Below are 19,903 nucleotides of genomic sequence, written 5' to 3' on the forward strand. Positions count from 1 at the left end.
GAGTAAGCTCCTGGGGATTCGCTGCGTCGCCGCCTGCCTGCAACTCGAATTATTTAGGGTAACAACCTGCATTCTCTACAACAAATCGAACTCGCTGAAGTGAACCTATGACAACCAACCAATCCGCTCAGACCTTACCCAGTACCGACGCGCCGCCGCAAAAAGCGCGCACCTCGTTTGGCATCTTAGGCGCGATCAGCCTGTCCCATTTGCTTAACGATATGATCCAGTCGCTCATACTCGCTATCTACCCGCTGCTGCAGGCCGAGTTCTCCCTTACCTTCGTGCAGATTGGGATGATCACCCTCACCTTCCAGCTCACCTCATCGCTGTTCCAGCCGGTAATTGGCTACATCACCGATAAACGATCGATGCCGTGGTCGCTGCCGGTGGGCATGTGCTTTACCCTCTGCGGTTTGATCCTGCTGGCGCTGGCCGGTAGCTTCGGTATGGTGCTGCTGGCCGCCGCGCTGGTGGGTATCGGCTCCTCGGTTTTCCATCCGGAATCATCCCGCGTGGCGCGGATGGCCTCCGGCGGCCGTCACGGCCTGGCCCAGTCGCTGTTCCAGGTCGGCGGCAACTTCGGAAGTTCGCTTGGCCCGCTGCTGGCGGCGGTGATCATCGCCCCGTATGGTAAAGGCAACGTCGCCTGGTTCGTGCTGGCCGCCCTGCTGGCTATCGTCGTGCTGTCGCAAATCAGCCGCTGGTACGCCGCGCAGCACCGGATGAATAAGGGCAAACCGAAGCCGGCGATCGTCAATCCGCTGCCGCGCAATAAGGTGATTCTGGCGGTAGGTATTCTGCTGATGCTGATTTTCTCGAAATACTTCTATATGGCGAGCATCAGCAGCTATTACACCTTTTATCTGATGCATAAGTTCGGCTTATCGGTGCAAAATGCCCAGCTGCATCTGTTCGCCTTCCTGTTCGCGGTGGCCGCCGGGACGGTGATTGGCGGGCCCGTTGGCGATAAGATTGGACGAAAATATGTTATTTGGGGCTCTATCCTCGGCGTGGCGCCTTTCACCCTTGTTTTACCCTATGCCAGCCTTGAATGGACCGGGATTTTAACGGTGATCATTGGTTTTATCCTCGCCTCGGCCTTCTCCGCTATTCTGGTCTATGCCCAGGAGCTGCTGCCGGGACGTATCGGCATGGTTTCAGGCCTGTTTTTCGGCTTCGCCTTTGGTATGGGCGGCCTTGGCGCCGCGGTGCTGGGCCTGCTGGCGGACCATACCAGCATCGACCTGGTATATAAAATCTGCGCCTTCCTGCCGCTGCTGGGATTCCTGACGATATTTCTTCCTGATAACCGGCAAAAAGCCTGATTATCCGGCGGCCAAAGTGTAACGCTGGCCGCCGTTACCCCTTGCGCCATCGGCCTGATGCGCGCATTCCTCTCTCGATTTTTCCTTCTGTGCCTTTTCAGCGGCCAATTGCATTTTTTTGCACAATTCAAGAATTATTCATAAACAAAGTGAACGTTTTTGTCATAAACTATTACGCGGACAGGGTAGCAAAATGGACCGATTCACCACTGGAAAGGAGACGGAATGCACCACGCAACACCGCTAATCACCACCATTGTCGGCGGCCTCGTGCTCGCCTTTATTCTCGGCATGATTGCCAATAAGCTACGTATTTCTCCTCTGGTGGGATATCTCTTAGCGGGCGTGCTGTCCGGACCTTTCACCCCTGGCTTTGTTGCAGACACCAAACTGGCTCCGGAACTGGCGGAGCTCGGCGTGATCCTGCTGATGTTCGGCGTCGGCCTGCATTTCTCTCTCAAGGATCTGATGGCGGTAAAGTCGATCGCCATTCCCGGGGCCATCGCCCAGATAGCCGTGGCGACGCTGTTGGGTATGGCGCTCTCCGCCGCCCTTGGCTGGTCGCTGATGACCGGCATCGTCTTTGGTCTGTGCCTCTCCACCGCCAGTACCGTGGTGCTGCTGCGCGCCCTGGAGGAACGACAGCTGATTGACAGTCAGCGCGGGCAGATCGCCATCGGCTGGCTGATTGTGGAAGACCTGGTGATGGTCCTGACGCTGGTCCTGCTGCCGGCGGTGGCCGGTATGGCGGAGAAAGGCAACCTCGGCTTCGCTTCCCTGGCCCTCGACCTCGGGATCACCATTGGCAAAGTGGTGGCCTTTATCGCCATCATGATGCTGGTCGGCCGTCGGCTGGTGCCGTGGATCATGTCGCGCAGCGCGGCCACCGGCTCGCGCGAGCTGTTCACCCTGTCGGTGCTGGCCCTGGCGCTGGGCATCGCCTTCGGCGCCGTGGAGCTGTTTGATGTCTCCTTCGCCCTCGGCGCCTTCTTTGCCGGCATGGTGCTTAACGAATCCGAGCTGAGCCACCGTGCCGCTCATGACACCCTGCCGCTGCGCGACGCCTTCGCGGTGCTATTCTTTGTCTCCGTCGGCATGCTGTTTGACCCGATGGTGCTGGTCCAGCAGCCGCTGGCGGTGCTGGCGACGCTGGCGATCATTATCTTTGGTAAATCCGCAGCCGCCTTTTTCCTCGTGCGTATGTTTGGCCACTCGCCGCGTACCGCACTGACCATTGCCGCCAGCCTGGCGCAGATTGGTGAATTTGCCTTTATTCTCGCCGGCCTGGGGATGGCGCTTAACCTGCTGCCGCAGGCCGGGCAAAACCTGGTGCTGGCCGGAGCGATCATCTCGATTATGCTCAACCCGGTACTGTTCACTCTGCTGGAGAAATATCTCGATAAAACCGAAACCCTCGACGAGCAGACCCTGGAAGAGGTGCTGGAAGACGAGAAGCAGGTCCCGGTCGATATCTGCAACCACGCGCTGCTGGTCGGTTTCGGCCGCGTCGGCAGCCTGCTGGGCGAGAAGCTGATGGCCCAGGGGATCCCGCTGGTGGTGGTTGAAACCTCGCGCACCCGCGTGGATGAGCTACGCGAGCGCGGGATTAGCGCGGTGCTGGGCAATGCCGCCAATGAAGAGATCATGGAGCTGGCTCATCTCGACTGCGCCCGCTGGCTGCTGCTGACCATTCCCAACGGCTATGAGGCCGGCGAGATTGTCGCTTCCGCACGGGAAAAATGTCCGCATATCGAGATTATCGCCCGCGCCCATTATGATGACGAAGTGGATTACATTATCGACCGTGGGGCCAATCAGGTGGTGATGGGCGAGCGGGAAATTGCCCGCGCCATGCTGCAGCTTCTGGAAACGCCACCCGCCGGTGAAGTGGTCACCGGCTGATGTTCTGCCCTCTCCCGTCGGGAGAGGGACTCGCTTACCGATCCCAGTACGCCTCTTCCAGGCTGTCCTCACGTTCCGGCAGGCCGCGGGTTAAGCGCGGCGAGTGCTGGTTCAGCACCTGATAGCTCACGCGGTTGGCATATTTACACACCTGCGCCAGCGAGGAGTAGGTCAGCCATTTGCATTTGTGTTTGCTGGAGTTGGGGACGTTATTGCGATGGTAGTTATTGGCGGTGATGTCATGCAGCAGCGCCGCCAGCGCGCCGTCCCCTGCGCCGTTGGTGTTCATGATCTTCTCCGGGCCGCCCATATACGGCGCAATATGCGAATAAATACGCAGCGGATTGACGCAGTCCTGGTGACGCATCGCGCGACTGAATTCGAACTGGTTAAATTCCGGGATCGCCCCCGGCAGCAGCGGATGCTGGGTCTTACGCTTCGCCTCTTCTTCAGTGAAGCCCGCCATATACAGCCCCGCCGGTCCGGCGGTGCACAGCACCAGGTCGACCCAGTCCAGCGCTTTATCCGCCGCCGTCAGCGGATCGGCAAAGCCGGTCAGTGCTTCCCCTTCCTCTTCATTCATCGCCAGAATCGAGACATGCTCCTGCAGGAACTGCTGCCACCACGCCGGGTTATCGGCAATCACGTATTTGGTTCCAAGAGTTAACACCACCGGCACATCATGCTTTTTGGCATACTCGATGGCTTTCATCGTCGCGTCCGGCATCGGCTCGCCCGGCTTGCAGCGTACCAGGTAGGAGGTCAGCACCAGCGCCGAGGCGCCGGCGATCACCGCTTCCGGAATGCTTTCCGGGCGCAGCTTGTTCATATGACCCGGGCTGATGGCGAAGGTGCGCTCGCCGCTGTCGCTGATCAGGGTGAAGCAGCGGCCAATGGCGCCGTCGACGCCCTGCAGATAGTTCAGATCGGTACGGCTGGAGGTATTGCACAGGTAGCGGTAGGCATAGCCGCCGATTTCGATATTGCTGCACATGACGCCAAGCAGCACCGAGCGATCGTCCGCCAGCACCGAGTAGTTGTGCATGGTATTGCCGATCGTGCCGCCGGCAAACTGATGGGTAATAAGATTATTGCGCACCAGCTCCTGATACAGCGCCTCGGCGACGTCATCTTCAATCACCAGCGAGTGGCCCGCGCTCAGGCCGTAGCGCACGATAAACGCCTCATCCACTTTCGCTTCGATATCCACCAGCGTCTGGTCGATACCCACCACCCAGGAGACGCTGGATTCATTCTCCGGCTGAATTTGCTGCAGCAGCGGGTCGCGGGCGTTAACGGGAAAATAGTGTTTGGATTTGCGTTTACCGGGAAATTTCATAGTGGCGCTTAAATAACAGGGAACAAGCGGGAAATAGTAGCATATTCCCCGCCCTGCGCGCGATCAGCGATAAGGCGCCGTCAGGTTGACCATCATCTCAATATGCGCGGCGTCCGCGTTAAGCGCCGGAATGTATTCATATTGCTTTCCGCCCGCTTCGAGGAATATTTCCCGGTTCTGGACGGCGATCTCTTCCAGCGTTTCGAGACAGTCGGCGGCAAACCCCGGGCACAGCACCTGAATATGCTTCGTCCCTTTCTCGCCGAGCATCTTCAGCGTCTCATCGGTATACGGCGTCAGCCAGGGTTCCCGACCAAAGCGCGACTGGAAGGTCATCATCACCCGCTCCGGCGGCAGCCCCAGCGCGGAGACCAGTTCCCGCGTGGTATCGCGACAGCGCTGAGGATAATCATCCCCCTGATTGGCATAGCGCTGCGGGATCCCATGATAGGAGAGCAGCAGCAGATCCGGTTCCCCATGAACGGCAAACGAGGCGCGCACGCTGGCCGCCAGGGCATGGATATAGTCCGGGTGCCCGGCGTAATCGCGAATAAACGAGATACCGGGAATGGCGCGTTTCTTCGCGAGGATCCGCGCCAGCTCATCCCAGACGGCAGCCACCGTCGAGCAGGAATATTGCGGATACAGCGGCAGCACTACGATGTGCCCCACCCCCTGCGCCAGTAAATCATCCACCGCGCTGGCCAGCGACGGCGATCCATAGCTCATGCCCAGCGCCACCGGGGTATCCGGCAGTCTGGCGGCCAGCGCCTGCTGCTGGCGACGGCTGTATACCATCAGCGGCGACCCCTCTTCCATCCAGACGGACTGATAGAGTTTAGCCACGCGGGGAGAGCGAATCGGCAGTATGACGCCGCGCAGCAGCGGCCACCATAGCAGACGAGACGTATCCACCACCCGTTTGTCGCTGAGGAATTGTCGCAGATAGCGCTTCACCGCACCGGGGGTGGGCGCATCGGGAGTGCCTAAATTGGCCAGCAAGATACCTGTTTTCGTCTGATGCATTACCGCCTCTTAACCATTTGAATCGCAGCCAATTGTAGCTGAAATGGCGCTAAACGGAACCAATCATAGCAAAAGGTAGGAATGAGAGGAGTTCTCATCCTGCCGCAGCAGGATGAGAAAAGGCTTTATCAGCCGAGGATTTTTTCCAGTTCGGCGCGCACGTCAGCCACCGCTTTGGTGCCGTCGACTTTGGCGTATTTGGTGTTGCCCGCCTGCGCTTCTTTGGTGTAGTAGCCGATCAGCGGCGCCGTCATCTGATGATATTCCACCAGACGCTTACGCACGGTCTCTTCCTGGTCGTCTTTACGGGTGGTCAGCTCTTCGCCGGTCACGTCGTCTTTGCCTTCCACCTTCGGCGGATTAAATTTGATGTGGTATACGCGACCGGATGCCGCGTGAACGCGACGGCCAACGATGCGGTCGACGATCAGTTCGTCCGGCACATCGAATTCCAGCACGTAATCAACGGTAATGCCCGCTTCTTTCATGGCGTCAGCCTGCGGAATAGTGCGCGGGAAGCCGTCCAGCAGGAAGCCGTTACGGCAATCTTCCTGGGCGATACGCTCTTTAACCAGCGCGATAACCAGCTCATCGGTCACCAGCTTGCCGGCGTCCATGATGTCTTTCGCTTGCTTACCGAGCTCGGAGCCGGATTTTACCGCAGCGCGCAGCATATCGCCGGTGGAGATTTGCGGAATACCGTATTTCTCCATGATGAACTGAGCCTGAGTTCCTTTACCCGCGCCCGGAGCGCCAAGCAGAATAATACGCATTACGAAAATCCCCTCAAAAGTCGATTCAATTTTTCAAAAACGCTAAACCATACCACCAGAACGGCGATGGCTCAAGGAAGGCGGTGCGGCTGAAACGGTTAATGGTGAGATATTTTATGCCATCCAATGTGAAATGCCCCGCCGGAGCAAATCGCTCAGACGGGGCATTTATCCCGTTCCCGGCGTCGCGTCGCTCGGCCGGGCTACTCATTCAGGTTCGCGTCAGGAAGCCAGCAGCTGGTTCATACGGCGGATAAACTGGTTCGGATCTTCCAGCGTGCCGCGCTCGGCCAGCAGCGCCTGATCCAGCAGCAGTTCCACCCATTCGCCGAACTGCGCGTCATCCTGGGTATCGGCTGCGCGTTTCACCAGCTGATGCGCCGGGTTCAGTTCGAAGATGTATTTCACTTCCGGCGCCGCCTGGCCCGCAGCCGCGAACAGCTTCGCCATCTGGGTGCTCATCTCGTCGGCATCGGTGGTGACAATCGCTGGGGTGTCGGTCAGACGATGGGTCAGACGCACCTCTTTGACCCGGTCGCCAAGCAGGTTTTTCACACGCTCAACGAACGGCTCCAGCGCTTTTTCGGCTTCTTTGGTGGACTCGTCCACTTCGTCCGCCAGTTTGTCCAGCGACTCGTCGGCTTTAGCGACAGACTGGAACGCTTTGCCGTCGAATTCGGTCAGGTAGCTCATCATCCACTCGTCGATGCGATCGGAGAGCAGCAGCACTTCGATCCCTTTCTTACGCAGCAGTTCGAGGTGTGGGCTGCTTTTCGCCGCCGCATAGCTGTCGGCAGTGATGTAGTAGATCTTTTCCTGACCGTCTTTCATACGCGAGACGTACTCTTCCAGCGACACGGTCTGCGCGGAGGAGTCGGTATGGGTGGTCGCGAAGCGCAGCAGTTTGGCGATCGCCTCCTGGTTGCTCGGATCTTCCGCCGGGCCCTCTTTCAGCACCAGGCCGAACTGTTTCCAGAAAGTCTGATATTTTTCGGCGTCGTCTTTCGCCAGCTTATCCAGCATCTGCAGCGCGCGTTTGGTCAGCGCGGTGCGCAGGTTACGGGTCACGCTGCTGTCCTGCAGGATTTCACGGGAGACGTTCAGCGGCAGATCGTTGGAGTCTATCAGGCCGCGTACGAAGCGCAGGTAGTTCGGCATAAACTGCTCGGCGTCATCCATAATGAACACGCGCTGGACGTACAGCTTCAGGCCGTGTTTATGATCGCGGTTCCACATATCCCACGGCGCCTGCGACGGGATATACAGCAGGCTGGTGTACTCCTGCTTACCTTCCACGCGGTTGTGGCTCCAGGTCAGCGGGTCGCTGTAGTCATGGGCAATGTGCTTATAGAACTCTTTGTACTCGTCGTCGTTAACTTCAGACTTGCTGCGGGTCCACAGGGCCTGCGCCTTGTTGATTTTTTCCCAGCTGATAACGGTTTCGCCGTCTTTCTCTTCCTGTTTTTCAATCTCAACCGGCAGCGCGATATGATCGGAATACTTGCTGATGATGGAGCGCACGCGCCAGTCGTTGAGGAAATCGTCCTCACCTTCGCGCAGATGCAGGGTGATTTCGGTCCCGCGATCGGCTTTGGTGATGTCGGCCACGGTATATTCCCCTTCGCCGGCGGATTCCCAGAACACGCCGTTTTCAGGTTTATCGCCTGCCGCACGGGTGCGCACGGTCACTTTATCCGCCACGATAAAGGCCGAATAGAAGCCGACGCCGAACTGGCCAATCAGCTGGCTATCTTTTGCCTGGTCGGAACCCATGGATTCCAGGAACGCTTTGGTGCCGGATTTGGCGATGGTGCCGAGATGATCGATAACCTCTTCCCGGTTCATGCCGATACCGTTATCGGCGATGGTCAGGGTACGGTTGTCTTTATCAAACGAAACCCGCACGCGCAGCTCGCCGTCTCCCTCATACAAATCCGGCTGCGACAGCGCGCGGAAACGCAGCTTATCGGCCGCATCAGAGGCGTTGGAAATCAGCTCACGCAGAAAGATTTCTTTGTTGGAATAGAGGGAATGGATCATCAGGTGCAGAAGCTGTTTTACTTCTGACTGAAAACCACGAGTTTCTTGTCCTTTCATCTGATTCAACCTCAACAATGCCATTTTAAATGGGTAAAAAACCGTTGAGTGGGAGATGGGGACAGCGGGGAAATTTTTCAAGCGGAGGCGGCGATGGCCGCCTCCATTTGTTCAGAAAGTAATCTTGTGGCGACCGGCCAGCGAGTGGGACAGCGTAGTGCCGTCGACCATCTCCAGCTCGCCGCCCACCGGCACGCCGTGGGCGATTCGGCTGGCGTCGACGCCATACTGCGCGCACAGCTCTGCGATGTAGTTGGCCGTCGCCTCGCCCTCAACGGTCGGGTTGGTGGCAAGGATCACCTCGGTGATCGACTCCGCCTCCAGCCGTTGTTCCAGGCGATCGAGCCCGATGTCGTCAGGCCCGATGCCGTCGAGCGGCGACAGGTGCCCCATCAGCACGAAGTAGCGGCCGGAATACTGCCCGGTCTGCTCAATGGCGTAGATGTCCGCCGGACTCTCCACCACGCAGATTTGGCCGTTTTCCTGGCGACGCGGGTTGCTGCAGATATTGCACACCTCCTGCTCGGTGAAGGTGCGGCAATCGGCGCAGTGGCCGATCTCCGACATCGCGCGCGTCAGCGCCTGCGCCAGACGCATCCCGCCGCTGCGATCGCGCTGCAGCAGGGTAAACGCCATGCGCTGCGCGGACTTCGGGCCGACGCCCGGCAGACAGCGCAGCGCTTCCATAAGCTGAGTTAACAGCGGGCTGGTTTGCATCAGAACGGCATCTTGAAGCCTGGCGGCAGCTGCATACCGGCAGAGACGGAAGCCATCTTCTCTTTCTGGGTCTCTTCGATACGGCGCGCGGCGTCGTTGAACGCGGCAGCCACCAGATCTTCCAGCATCTCTTTGTCATCTTCCAGCAGGCTTGGGTCGATCTCCACGCGGCGGCAGTTGTGCGCGCCGTTGATGGTCACTTTCACCAGACCCGCGCCGGACTCGCCGGTCACTTCCAGCTGAGCGATCTCTTCCTGCATCTTCTGCATTTTGTCTTGCATCTGCTGGGCCTGCTTCATCAGGTTACCCAGGCCGCCTTTTCCACCAAACATAGGCTTCTCTCTCAGTCAGTCATCATTAAAGGTACTGACTGCAAGTCAAACTTGCAGTCAAATGGGGCGGATACTCTCTTCATCCAGATCGGCGTCGAAGAAACGACGCAGGGTCTGAATGTTATTATCCGCAATAATCGCGTCGCGCGCCTGCGCGAGCTTCTCTTCATAAATAGCCTGCCGCCACTCCAGCGGCGTGCGCATCGCGGGATTATCGTCTTCCACGATGGTCAATTCAACCGGCGTACCGTACAACACCCCCAGCGCTTCAGCCAGCTTTTGCTGCGCGCCGGCGGAATTGAGGTGGCGCTGACTGGGGCGCAGATGCAGACAGACGCGATTGCCCTCCTGCTCTTTCCACGCGTTGAGCGCCACCTGCTCGACCAGCTTCGGTACCGCCAGCTGGCTCACTTCCGCCGCCCAGCTGTCGCGCTCGACTGCTTCAACGGCAAGCTTAGCCGCCAGCTCCGGCGTTTTTTCATGCTCCAGCGCTTTTTTCAGCGCTTTAGGCGTGGCGACTTCGACTTTGGTCTCTTCAACCACCGTCGTCGCCTTCCAGCGATAGGCCTCTTTCTTCGCCGGGGCCTGCTCCAGCGCCGCCGCGGCCGGACGAGCCTGGACTCGCTCGGTAATCGAACTCAGTCGCTCCAGCGCAGCGTTATTCACCGGCCGCGCGCGGGAAGCGGCTGCCGGTTCACTCTTTTTTGGGGTGGTTGCTCCCTGGCTGCGCTGCAGGTGGCTGCGGGCCGCCAGCACCTGGCTGGTGGTCGGCGGCAAACTCTGCGACGGCTGCGGCGGCGGCGCTGCGGGGGAAACCTGCTGGCGCGGCGCGGGCGCGGCGGCCAGTGCCGGCTGCACCTCCGGCTCGGGCAGCGGCTTACGCGGATGAAACGCCAGGGCGCGCAGCAGCGTCATTTCGACGCCCATCCGCCGGTCCGGGGCATAGGGCAGCTCTTTGCGGCCAATCAGCAGCGTTTGGTAGTAGAGCTGAACGTCGCCCGGCGGTACGGTGCGCGCCAGTTCGCGCATTCGCACTTCGACCGCGGCCATGTCGGCGCCCAGCGCCGAAGGGGACAGCTGAACCATGGCGATGCGGTGCAGTAGGCTCTGCATCTCCACCAGCAGCGCCTCCCATTCAACGCCGCGCGCGGCGGCGTCATTGACGCCCGCCATGACCCGCTCGCCATCGGCGGCGGCCAGGGCTTCAATCAGCGACAGCGCCTGATCGTCATCGAGGGTGCCGAGCATGGCGCTCACCGACGCCGCCGTCAGTTGCCCTTCTCCACTGGCAATAGCCTGATCGGTCAGACTTAAGGCATCACGCAGACTGCCGTCGGCGGCGCGCGACAGAAGCTGCAGCGCGCGGGGCTCGAAGGCAATCTGCTCTTCGCCAAGAATATGCTCCAGCTGATGGCGGATCTGTTCAACGTCCAGCGCCTTCAGGTGGAACTGCAGGCAGCGGGATAAGATCGTCACCGGCAGCTTCTGCGGATCCGTCGTCGCCAGCAGGAATTTGACGTGCGCCGGCGGCTCCTCCAGCGTCTTTAATAACGCGTTGAAGCTGTGGCGCGACAGCATATGGACTTCGTCGATGAGATAGACCTTAAAGCGGCCGCGGGCCGGCGCGTACTGGACGTTATCCAGCAGGTCGCGAGTATCTTCGACTTTGGTTCGCGAGGCGGCGTCAATCTCAATCAGATCGACAAAGCGCCCTTGTTCTATTTCCCGGCAGTTATCGCACACGCCGCAGGGGGTGGCGGTGATGCCGGTTTCACAGTTTAACCCTTTCGCCAGCAGGCGGGCGATGGAAGTCTTACCGACCCCGCGGGTACCGGAAAAGAGATAAGCGTGATGAATGCGCCCTAACGACAAGCCGTTCGCCAGTGCGGTCAGCACATGTTCCTGGCCGACGACGTCAGCAAAGGTTTGTGGGCGCCATTTACGGGCTAAGACCTGATAACTCATGGGCTGGCTCTGAAACGCTGGAAGGTGAAATCACGAAGGGGTCATGCTATCACAGCCCCGCCCGATCGGCGAGGCTATGTGGAGGGATTTGCTTAGTGGCCCGGGAACGGCACCAGACTGTAGCAGTGGACCCCCAGCTTCTCCAGGCGCTGTTCGCCGCCCAGATCGAAGAGATTGATAATGAAAGCGGCATCCTGTACTTCGCCGCCGAGACGGCGGATCAGTTTGACCGTCGCGTCGATGGTTCCGCCGGTCGCCAGCAGATCGTCCACCACCAGCACTTTGTCGCCCGGTTTGATGGCGTCAACGTGGATCTCCAGCTGATCGGTGCCGTACTCCAGCTCATAGCTCTCAGCGATGGTTTCACGCGGCAACTTACGCGGCTTGCGTACCGGAACAAAGCCCACGCCCAGCGCCAGCGCAACCGGTGCGCCGAAAAGGAAGCCACGCGCCTCAGTCCCTACCACTTTGGTAATTCCCGCGTCTTTGTAGCGCTCGGTCAGCAGTTCAATGCTGAGCGCGTAAGCTTTCGGGTCTTCCAGTAAACTGGTGACATCGCGGAAAAGAATGCCAGGTTTTGGATAATCCTCGATACTCTGGATGCTGTTCTTCAGATATTCAAGCTGCTGTGCAGTTGCGGTCATAAGTGTATGCCTGATTGAAACGGTGTTACCCACGGGCGTGCAAAAGGGGCCAAAGAAACATTTGTTTAACCTTTGACCAGGCTTACCCGCGCTCGAAAACGCCAGAATTTACTGGCTGTCAGCAACAATTGCAACAGGCATTATTGCGCATCAGTGCTTTTGTTGCTTTGCGTCAACCACCGGAATGCGCCACATAAAGATCAGCAAACAGGCCAAAATGACCAACAGCATAATGCGCACCCACGTAAGCTTAACCAGCCACAGCGAAATAGCAAAAGTCGCCACGATCATGGCAATGGCGCGCGGTTTGGCGCCGCGGGGCATAGCGCGGTACTGCTGCCAGTGGCGAAGATAGCCGCCGAACCATGAGCGATACAGCAGCCACTGGTGAAAGCGCGGCGATGAGCGGGCAAAGCACCAGGCGGCGAGCAGAATAAACGGCGTCGTCGGCAGCAACGGTAAGAAAACGCCCAGCGTACCCAGCGCTACCGCCAGCCAGCCGATAATGGTTAAAATAACAGGTGGCATAATGCGAATCGTTATCAAACAGATACGGCTACTGTAGCACAGTTGGCTGATGGAAAATGGAGGGGGCGGGTGAAAACAGCTCAACTTTTACAAACGCTGAACAATCAGCTCAGCGAGCTGGCCGCGCTGGTGGCGCCGCTTGCGGAGCACGCGACCCTCAGCCCGCGCTTTGACCGCCAGCTCTTCCACACCCGCAGCACGCTGATGCAGGCCTATCTGGCGGAAGCCCAACACAACTTCAGCCAGCTCCGCCAGGCCGTCGAGCGCCAGCAGCTGCCGCAGGTAGCCTGGATCGCCGAGCGGCTGGCGGCGCAAATCGCCGCGCTGCGTCGCGAAACCGCCACCTGGTCGCTGCGCAGTTGGGACCATGCCTCGCCAACGCTGAGCCGCTGGCAGCGCCGTCGCCTGCAGCATCAGGAGTATGAGCGCCGCCTGCTGGCGATGCGCGACCAACGCCAGCGCCAGCTGACGCAGGCTACCAGCCTTGACGAGCAGCAGCGGCTGGCCAGCGAAGTCGAGGTCTACAGCGGACGGCTGGCGCGCTGTCGACAGGCGCTGGACAAGATTGAAAACGTACTGGCGCGGCTGACGCGCTAACAGGAGAGTCTGATGTCGCTGGAAAATGCCCCCGATGAGGTCAAACTGGCCGTCGATTTAATCATGTTGCTGGAGTCGCATCAGATCCCAGCGCAAACGGTGCTGGACGCGCTGGAAATTGTCAGGCGGGATTATGCAAACAAGTTAAAAAACGCGGAAAGCGCCTCGCAAACGCCGCAGAAGTAAGATGTTGCCCACGACGACGTGCTGGCAGAGTGGTCTTCTGCGCATGACGCCGATGGAGGCAATATTGATGGAAAAGGTCAGTCAAACCCCGCACGATGCGGTTTTTCGCCAGATGCTGATGCATCAGGCGGTGGCGAAGGATTTCCTGCAGCTGTATCTGCCCGCGCCGTTTCTGGCAATTTGCGAGCTGGATTCACTGCAGCTGGTCTCCGGTAGCTTTGTTGAAGAGGACCTGCGCGCCAGCTATTCCGATATCCTTTACTCACTGCGCACCCGCCACGGACCGGGCTATGTTTACGCGCTGATTGAGCACCAGAGTACCCCGGACAAGCTGATGGCGTTTCGCCTGCTGCGCTACGCGCTGGCCGCCATGCAGCGTCATCTGGACGCTGGCCACGACACGCTGCCGCTGGTGGTGCCAATTCTGTTTTATCACGGCAAGGTCAGCCCCTGGCCCTGGCCCCGCAACTGGCAACAGCTATTCGCCGAACCGGCGCTGGCGAAGGCGCTCTATAGCGGTGATTTTCCGCTGGTGGACCTCACCGTTATGCCAGATAATCAGATCGTCCGTCATCGGCGTATGGCCATGCTGGAGCTGTTGCAAAAGCATATCCGCCATCGCGATCTGGCCGAGCTGCAGGTGCCGCTGATTGCGCTGATGACGCAAGGCTATCTGACAGAAGCGCAGTTAAATACGCTGCTGCGCTATATGTTGCAGGCGGGTACCACGGAACATCCGGGGGCGCTGATCCGCGCGCTGGCGGCGCAGTCGCCCAGACATAAGGAGCTGATGATGACCATTGCCGAATGGCTGGAAGAGAAAGGCCGTAAACAGGGGCAGCAGGAGGGCGAACAGGAAGCCACTCGCAGCATCGCCGCCAGAATGCTGGCGCGCGGCCTCGAACGTCAAATCGTGCGGGAACTCACCGGGCTTAGCGACGAAGAGCTCGCCGCGCTGACGCCCTGATGCAGCAGGGGCGGCTTTGCGCCGCCCCTTTTCAGTTAAGACGCGACGGAGGGCGCTAAATCGTCACCCTTTCCGTCCCGCTTCACTTCCGTGACCTCGTCGCCCTTTTCATTTCGCAGATGGACTTCCAGCTGGTTAAAGGCAATGTTGATGTCATTCTCCCGGCACAGACGGTCGATGGCGCGGTTGAGCTCATCCACCGTGTAGCTGCGATCGCGCAGTTCACGGACATACAGACGCAGTTCATGATCCAGGGTACTGGCCCCGAAGGTGGTGAAGAAGACCGCCGGCGCTGGCTCCTGCATCACTTTCGGATGATCGTGCGCGACCTTCAGCAGCACCTCCTTCACCTTATCCAGATCGGAACCGTAGGCGACGCCGAGGCGGATCACCACGCGGGTCACGGTGTCGGAGAGCGACCAGTTGATCAAGCGCTCGGTAACGAACGCCTTGTTCGGGATGATCACCTCTTTGCGATCGAAGTCGGTGATGGTGGTGGCGCGAATACGGATTTTGCTTACCGTACCGGAGAAGGTGCCGATAGTCACCGTATCCCCAATGCGCACCGGACGTTCGAACAGAATAATCAGGCCGGAGACGAAGTTACCGAAGATCTCCTGCAGACCAAAACCTAAACCAACCGACAGCGCGGCCGCCAGCCACTGCAGTTTATCCCATGAGACGCCCAGCGACCCGAATACCGTCATCGCCCCGATGGCGATAATCGCATAGTTAAGAATGGTGGTGATGGCGTAGGAAGTCCCCTGGCGCATGTTGAGCCGCGAGAGGACCAGCACCTCCAGCAGCCCCGGCAGGTTGCGGATCAGCGCCCAGGCAACCATCGACGCCACAATGGCAAACAGCAGGCTGCCCATCGTGACGCTGCGCACCACGCTGGCCCCTGCCTCGGTGCCGTTGTAATGCCAGAGGGTAATGCTGTCGAGATAGGCGAAAACGGTGATCAAATCCGACCAAATCGCCCAGAACATGACCGCGAACAGCGCGATCATCACCAGCATGGTGATGCGTAACGTCTGCTGGTTGACCTGCTCGAGGGCGATAGTCGGCTCCTCCTGCGGCTCGGCGCCTTCCGCGCCCTCCTTCACCAGATGCTGACGGCGCGCCAGCGCCCGGCGCCAGGCGATGCGCCGCGCCGCCACGCTCAGGCCGCGCAGCACAGTCTGGTACAGCAGGTTCCAGATCATGACCAGATAGACGGTCTCGATCCAGCGTCCCGCCAGGCGCAGCGTGGTGTAGAAGTAGCCGGTCGCCGTTAGCACCATCAGGGCCACCGGAACGATAGACAGCACTGTGATCGTCAGCAGGCGCAGGCTGTGCGACTCTTTATCGCGCCAGCTTTCCCGGCACATCGGCCAGACCAGCACCGCTATCAGCAGTAAGTTGAAGAAAATCACCAGCTGCCCCAGCACGTCGTCCATCAGGTTCAGCGGCGACAGCTCGGAAATCACCGACCAGAAATTCAGCGGCAGCAGCGCCAGGCTGACGCGAACAATCTGCCGTCGCCAGTGGCTGGTCAATTGCGCCGGCATATTAAAGTGGCTGACCGCAACGCCGTTCTTTTCCAGCACTTTCCAGCACAGGCCAAACACCAGCCAGAACATCGCCAGCTTTTTACTGTATGCCCACAGTAGAGCACTGATATTGAGCTGCATGGTGAGTAAGATCAGGCCAATCGCCAGAATCACCAGCACCACCGGTAAGGCGCGAATCAGGTCGATAAGGATCGCCTTCGGCGTATGCAGTTGGGTATCATTCCGCAGCTGGCCTACCTGGGAGGCAAGCTTTGCCTGATAATCCTTGAGCCACTGCAAACGCCAGCGGATCAGGCCGGCAATCAGCAGCAGCGGTAATCCGGCAAGAAAAGCGACAAACACCGCTGGCCACGCTTTTTCCCAGTTCACGGTGATTTTCATCGCCTTAAACTGACCTTTCAGCGCTTCCGGGAAGGCCTTAATCCACTCCCAGTCCATCGGTTTATTGCTGTTCACCCAGAAAATTTGCTGGGTCAGAATTTCTTTCAGGCTGCTCGAGACGCTCATCAGCTGCTGCTGGTTGATCTGCAGGTTGATGGCCATCATCAGCTGATTCCCCAGCTGTTTATTGAACTGGTCGAGCAGCTCCCGGCGCATGTCGATCACTTCCAGCAGCGCGGCGTGCACTTCATCGTTTACTTCAGCGCTGTGCCCCTCTTCCAGCTTAGCGACATAGGCATCGCTCTGGAACAGCGCGTCGCGTTTCTGATTCACCTCGAACTGTTCGAGCCGCAGATCGGCAATGCGATTGGTCATATCCTGCAGCTCATCCGCCGACGGCAGCGTCTGCTGCTGCTGGTAGAGAATGCGCGACAGCAGCAGGCTGCCCTTGAGCACGGAAATTTGCTCTTTAATATCCCGCTCAGACTGCAGGGCGCGGTCGAGCCAGTTCTTCACCTGAATATTGCGCTGCACCAGCTGGTTGCCGTTCTCCGTCGCCTGAATCAGCTTCTCGCTCAGCTGGTGGTTGATATCCAGCTCCTGCTTGACCAGCGGGTTGGCCTGAATACGCGCCGTTTCGTCGGGCGTGACCGCCTCCTGGGCGGTTTTCTCAGTCAGCGTCAGCCGCTTGCTGTTCACCGCCTCCTGCAGCAGCTGCAGCTGATGCTCCAGCCGGTTGCTCCAGGCGGTGACGTAGTCACGCTGCTTCTGCAGGGTATCCTGCAGCACCGTATTGCCTTCGAGGCTCTTGCGCTGCTGCTCGATCTGCGCGTTAAGCAACGCCTGCTGGGCCTGCAGCAGCACCTGCTGGGTCGGACGCAGAGTCTCATCCCCCACCGAGGTGCCATTCAGACGATTGCGGATCTGCTGCAGCTGCTGGGAGGCTTTGTACATCGCATTTTGCACGCGTTCCGGCTGCGTTTGCAGGGAAACCAACTGGCTGTTGTAGGTCGCCAGATCGTTTTGCGCATTCTGCAGATCGTCCAGCGTTTGGGTGACGCGTGATTCCAGCTGACGCAGGGAGAGCGTGCTTAGCGTTTTGCGCGTCGCGTCGTCGTTCGGGACATCGCTCAGATTGTTAAGGCTGTCCACCGCCTGGCGCAGCTTCGCCGGGGCTTGCTCGACCTGCTGGCGGAGCTGCGTCGTCTCGCTCTTGATGCGATCGATTTTATCCAGCGTTTCCAGGGTCTGGGTCAAATCCTGCTGGACCAGTTTATCCTGCGGAGTCAGTTCTTTTTGCTTGTTTAAGGTATTGAGCTGACTCTGCACCTCCGCCCGGTCAGGGAGGTCCGCGGCGCGGCCCTGAACTGGACTGAAAAGGCCAATAAAACAGAGCAGTATAATGATAAAGATGAACGTGGCGCGTTGCCTGGAGATCGTGTGCAGCATAGTTAATATGAATGAATGCAAATGCCGGAGAATACCGGGGGTCGTCGCAAGCGCGAAGAATAACACTTCTCATCGCTGGCGAATAGCGGCGGACGGCGCTAAAAATTCACGTCCCTCCGCGCGCGACGTTTACGCTGACAGGTTCTCCGGGCCGCGCAGCGTGGGGCAGAACTGATACATCTCCAGCAGGATGGCAACATAGTCGCGCGCTTCCGCATGCAGGTCGAACGAGTCGGGGGCAAACAGCCAGTTCTCCATCAGGCCGGAAAGATAGCTGCGCATTAAAATCGCCGCTCGCCGGGTGAGTAAATTGGCGGGCAACAGCTTCGCGGCGATGCACTCTTTCAAGGTCTGCTCAATGCGCTCGTAGCTCGCCAGGGATAACTGCCGCTGGGCCTGCTGCACCACGGTCATTTCACCGACGAATTCGCACTTATGGAAGATAATCTCCATCATCAACCGACGGCGCTCCTCTGTCACCGTCGCTTCAAGAACATAGACTAATATCTCCCTGATAACTGAGAGTGGATCGTTAGGGAATTTTGCCCGATACTCAATTTCGAGATCGCTAATACTGGCGTCTGACAGCTCCCAAATTTCGTTGAATAAATCTGATTTATTCTTGAAATGCCAGTAGATAGCCCCCCTCGTTACACCCGCAGCTTTTGCAATTGTTGCCAACGAGGTAGATGATACGCCTTGCTGCGAAAACAGACGCAGAGCAACATCCAGAATCAGTTGCCGGGTTTCACGTGCCTGTTGTTTGGTTTTTCGTGCCATAGGTTAATGACTTTACAGAGGTTACGTTTACATACATTTGTGAATGTATGTACCATAGCACGACCATAATAGAAAGACTGTAGTGGGTTTGTGGTTGTTTGAGCCACTGAACATTTTGAAATTGGACACTCGAGGTTTACATATGAACAAAAACAGAGGGTTAACGCCTCTGGCGGTCGTTCTGATGCTCTCAGGCAGCTTAGCGCTAACAGGATGTGACGATAAACCGGCTCAACAGGGAGCCCAGCACATGCCGGAAGTCGGTATTGTGACGCTCAAATCCGCACCTCTACAAATGACCACCGAACTGCCAGGCCGCACCAGCGCCTATCGCATTGCGGAAGTCCGCCCTCAGGTCAGTGGCATTATTTTGAAACGTAACTTCGTCGAAGGTAGCGATATCCAGGCCGGCGTCTCCCTGTATCAGATCGATCCAGCCACCTATCAGGCCAGCTATGACAGCGCCAAAGGCGACCTGGCAAAAGCCCAGGCGGCGGCAAACATGGATCAACTGACGGTCAAGCGTTATCAGAAACTGTTAGGCACTAAGTATATCAGTCAACAAGACTACGATACCGCCGTCGCAACGGCGCAGCAGAGCAATGCGGCCGTGGTCGCGGCGAAAGCGGCCGTGGAAACCGCGCGCATCAATCTGGCCTACACCAAAGTCACCTCGCCGATCAGCGGCCGCATTGGTAAATCCGCGGTGACCGAAGGGGCGCTGGTGCAGAATGGTCAGTCAACCGCTCTGGCAACCGTTCAGCAGCTGGATCCGATCTATGTTGACGTCACCCAGTCGAGCAATGATTTCCTGCGCCTGAAACAGGAGCTGGCCGATGGCCGTCTGAAACAGGAAAACGGTAAAGCGAAAGTGGAGCTGGTGACTAACGACGGTCTTAAGTATCCGCAGTCCGGCACCCTGGAGTTCTCGGATGTGACCGTCGACCAGACCACCGGCTCTATCACGCTGCGCGCCATTTTCCCCAACCCGGATCACACCCTGTTACCGGGGATGTTTGTCCGCGCGCGTCTGGAAGAAGGGGTTAACCCTGACGCCCTGCTGGTGCCGCAACAGGGCGTGACCCGTACGCCGCGCGGTGACGCCAGCGTCATGGTAGTGGGTGAAGGCGATAAGGTCGAAGTCCGCCAGGTCACTGCTTCTCAAGCGATTGGCGATAAATGGCTGGTCACTGACGGTCTGAAATCCGGCGATCGCGTTATCGTCACCGGCCTGCAAAAAATCAAACCAGGCGTGCAGGTAAAAGCGCAGGAAGTAGCTTCTGATGATAAACAGCAAGCCGCAGGCAACGCGCCATCAGAACAAACCAAGTCTTAACTT

The 19,903-nt window shown here is 58.6% G+C and carries 17 protein-coding genes and 1 other annotated feature; of the genes, 6 read left to right on the forward strand and 11 right to left on the reverse strand.

The genetic code is table 11. The features are described 5' to 3' along the window. Nucleotides 1–107 precede the first annotated feature (107 nt). Nucleotides 108–1,328, forward strand: coding sequence for an MFS transporter (locus tag QLG03_RS20505; protein WP_255988376.1), 1,221 nt, complete (start codon nucleotides 108–110; stop codon nucleotides 1,326–1,328). Between the two features lie 225 nt (nucleotides 1,329–1,553). Further along, entirely contained in the window at nucleotides 1,554–3,230 is a 1,677-nt protein-coding gene (ybaL, locus tag QLG03_RS20510; protein WP_023288655.1) for a YbaL family putative K(+) efflux transporter, read from the forward strand. Between the two features lie 34 nt (nucleotides 3,231–3,264). Here the strand turns inward: ybaL and QLG03_RS20515 are convergent, their stop codons facing one another. The 9 genes from QLG03_RS20515 to QLG03_RS20555 all read right to left on the reverse strand — a co-directional run bounded on the left by QLG03_RS20515 (nucleotide 3,265) and on the right by QLG03_RS20555 (nucleotide 12,651). Further along, nucleotides 3,265–4,569, reverse strand: coding sequence for an inosine/guanosine kinase (locus QLG03_RS20515; protein WP_023288654.1), 1,305 nt, complete (start codon nucleotides 4,567–4,569; stop codon nucleotides 3,265–3,267). Between the two features lie 63 nt (nucleotides 4,570–4,632). Continuing rightward, on the reverse strand, nucleotides 4,633–5,595 hold the full coding sequence (gene hemH, locus QLG03_RS20520) for a ferrochelatase (protein WP_023288653.1): 963 nt from the start codon (nucleotides 5,593–5,595) through the stop codon (nucleotides 4,633–4,635). A 128-nt stretch (nucleotides 5,596–5,723) separates the two neighbouring features. Next, entirely contained in the window at nucleotides 5,724–6,368 is a 645-nt protein-coding gene (gene adk, locus QLG03_RS20525) for an adenylate kinase (protein WP_002892184.1), read from the reverse strand. Between the two features lie 222 nt (nucleotides 6,369–6,590). Continuing rightward, nucleotides 6,591–8,465 (reverse strand): molecular chaperone HtpG, encoded by a 1,875-nt coding sequence (gene htpG, locus QLG03_RS20530; protein WP_023288652.1) that lies wholly within the window; start codon nucleotides 8,463–8,465, stop codon nucleotides 6,591–6,593. Nucleotides 8,466–8,576: 111 nt separating this feature from the next. Beyond that, a complete protein-coding gene (gene recR, locus QLG03_RS20535; protein WP_002892177.1) occupies nucleotides 8,577–9,182 on the reverse strand; it encodes a recombination mediator RecR in 606 nt (201 codons plus the stop codon). Next, complete coding sequence (locus QLG03_RS20540; protein WP_008805448.1) at nucleotides 9,182–9,514, reverse strand: YbaB/EbfC family nucleoid-associated protein; 333 nt, start codon at nucleotides 9,512–9,514, stop codon at nucleotides 9,182–9,184. The genes recR and QLG03_RS20540 overlap by 1 nt, the downstream gene beginning before the upstream one ends. Before the next feature lie 57 nt (nucleotides 9,515–9,571). Beyond that, nucleotides 9,572–11,479 carry a DNA polymerase III subunit gamma/tau gene (gene dnaX, locus QLG03_RS20545; RefSeq protein WP_205425212.1) on the reverse strand — a complete coding sequence of 636 codons (1,908 nt, stop codon included), beginning with the start codon at nucleotides 11,477–11,479 and terminating at the stop codon, nucleotides 9,572–9,574. Then, nucleotides 10,175–10,239 (reverse strand) — a sequence feature (DnaX frameshifting element). (Overlaps the previous gene by 65 nt.) A 92-nt stretch (nucleotides 11,480–11,571) precedes the next feature. Then, nucleotides 11,572–12,123 (reverse strand): adenine phosphoribosyltransferase, encoded by a 552-nt coding sequence (gene apt, locus QLG03_RS20550; RefSeq protein WP_023288650.1) that lies wholly within the window; start codon nucleotides 12,121–12,123, stop codon nucleotides 11,572–11,574. Nucleotides 12,124–12,273: 150 nt separating this feature from the next. Beyond that, on the reverse strand, nucleotides 12,274–12,651 hold the full coding sequence (locus QLG03_RS20555; protein WP_004204740.1) for a DUF454 family protein: 378 nt from the start codon (nucleotides 12,649–12,651) through the stop codon (nucleotides 12,274–12,276). A gap of 69 nt (nucleotides 12,652–12,720) precedes the next feature. On the opposite strand from QLG03_RS20555, the gene priC reads away from it, so the two are divergent. From priC to QLG03_RS20570, 3 genes are all read left to right on the forward strand, one after another. Beyond that, entirely contained in the window at nucleotides 12,721–13,248 is a 528-nt protein-coding gene (priC, locus tag QLG03_RS20560; RefSeq protein WP_048296890.1) for a primosomal replication protein N'', read from the forward strand. Nucleotides 13,249–13,260: 12 nt separating this feature from the next. Further along, entirely contained in the window at nucleotides 13,261–13,434 is a 174-nt protein-coding gene (gene rsmS / locus QLG03_RS20565; RefSeq protein ID WP_004204742.1) for a pleiotropic regulatory protein RsmS, read from the forward strand. 67 nt (nucleotides 13,435–13,501) lie between these two features. Continuing rightward, the gene (locus QLG03_RS20570; protein ID WP_032454012.1) at nucleotides 13,502–14,401 is read left to right on the forward strand and encodes an Rpn family recombination-promoting nuclease/putative transposase; all 900 of its coding nucleotides are present in this window, start codon (nucleotides 13,502–13,504) and stop codon (nucleotides 14,399–14,401) included. 35 nt (nucleotides 14,402–14,436) lie between these two features. On the opposite strand, the gene mscK is transcribed toward QLG03_RS20570, so the two are convergent. After that, nucleotides 14,437–17,784 carry a mechanosensitive channel MscK gene (gene mscK, locus QLG03_RS20575; RefSeq protein WP_044521298.1) on the reverse strand — a complete coding sequence of 1,116 codons (3,348 nt, stop codon included), beginning with the start codon at nucleotides 17,782–17,784 and terminating at the stop codon, nucleotides 14,437–14,439. 129 nt (nucleotides 17,785–17,913) lie between these two features. Beyond that, the gene (gene acrR, locus QLG03_RS20580) at nucleotides 17,914–18,564 is read right to left on the reverse strand and encodes a multidrug efflux transporter transcriptional repressor AcrR (protein WP_023288646.1); all 651 of its coding nucleotides are present in this window, start codon (nucleotides 18,562–18,564) and stop codon (nucleotides 17,914–17,916) included. Nucleotides 18,565–18,706: 142 nt separating this feature from the next. Here acrR and acrA point away from each other — a divergent pair, with 142 nt between their 5' ends. Continuing rightward, on the forward strand, nucleotides 18,707–19,900 hold the full coding sequence (acrA, locus tag QLG03_RS20585) for a multidrug efflux RND transporter periplasmic adaptor subunit AcrA (protein WP_023288645.1): 1,194 nt from the start codon (nucleotides 18,707–18,709) through the stop codon (nucleotides 19,898–19,900). Nucleotides 19,901–19,903: the final 3 nt, after the last annotated feature.

The organism is Klebsiella sp. V115_8, assembly GCF_029967715.1.
GTDB lineage: Bacteria > Pseudomonadota > Gammaproteobacteria > Enterobacterales > Enterobacteriaceae > Klebsiella > Klebsiella quasipneumoniae.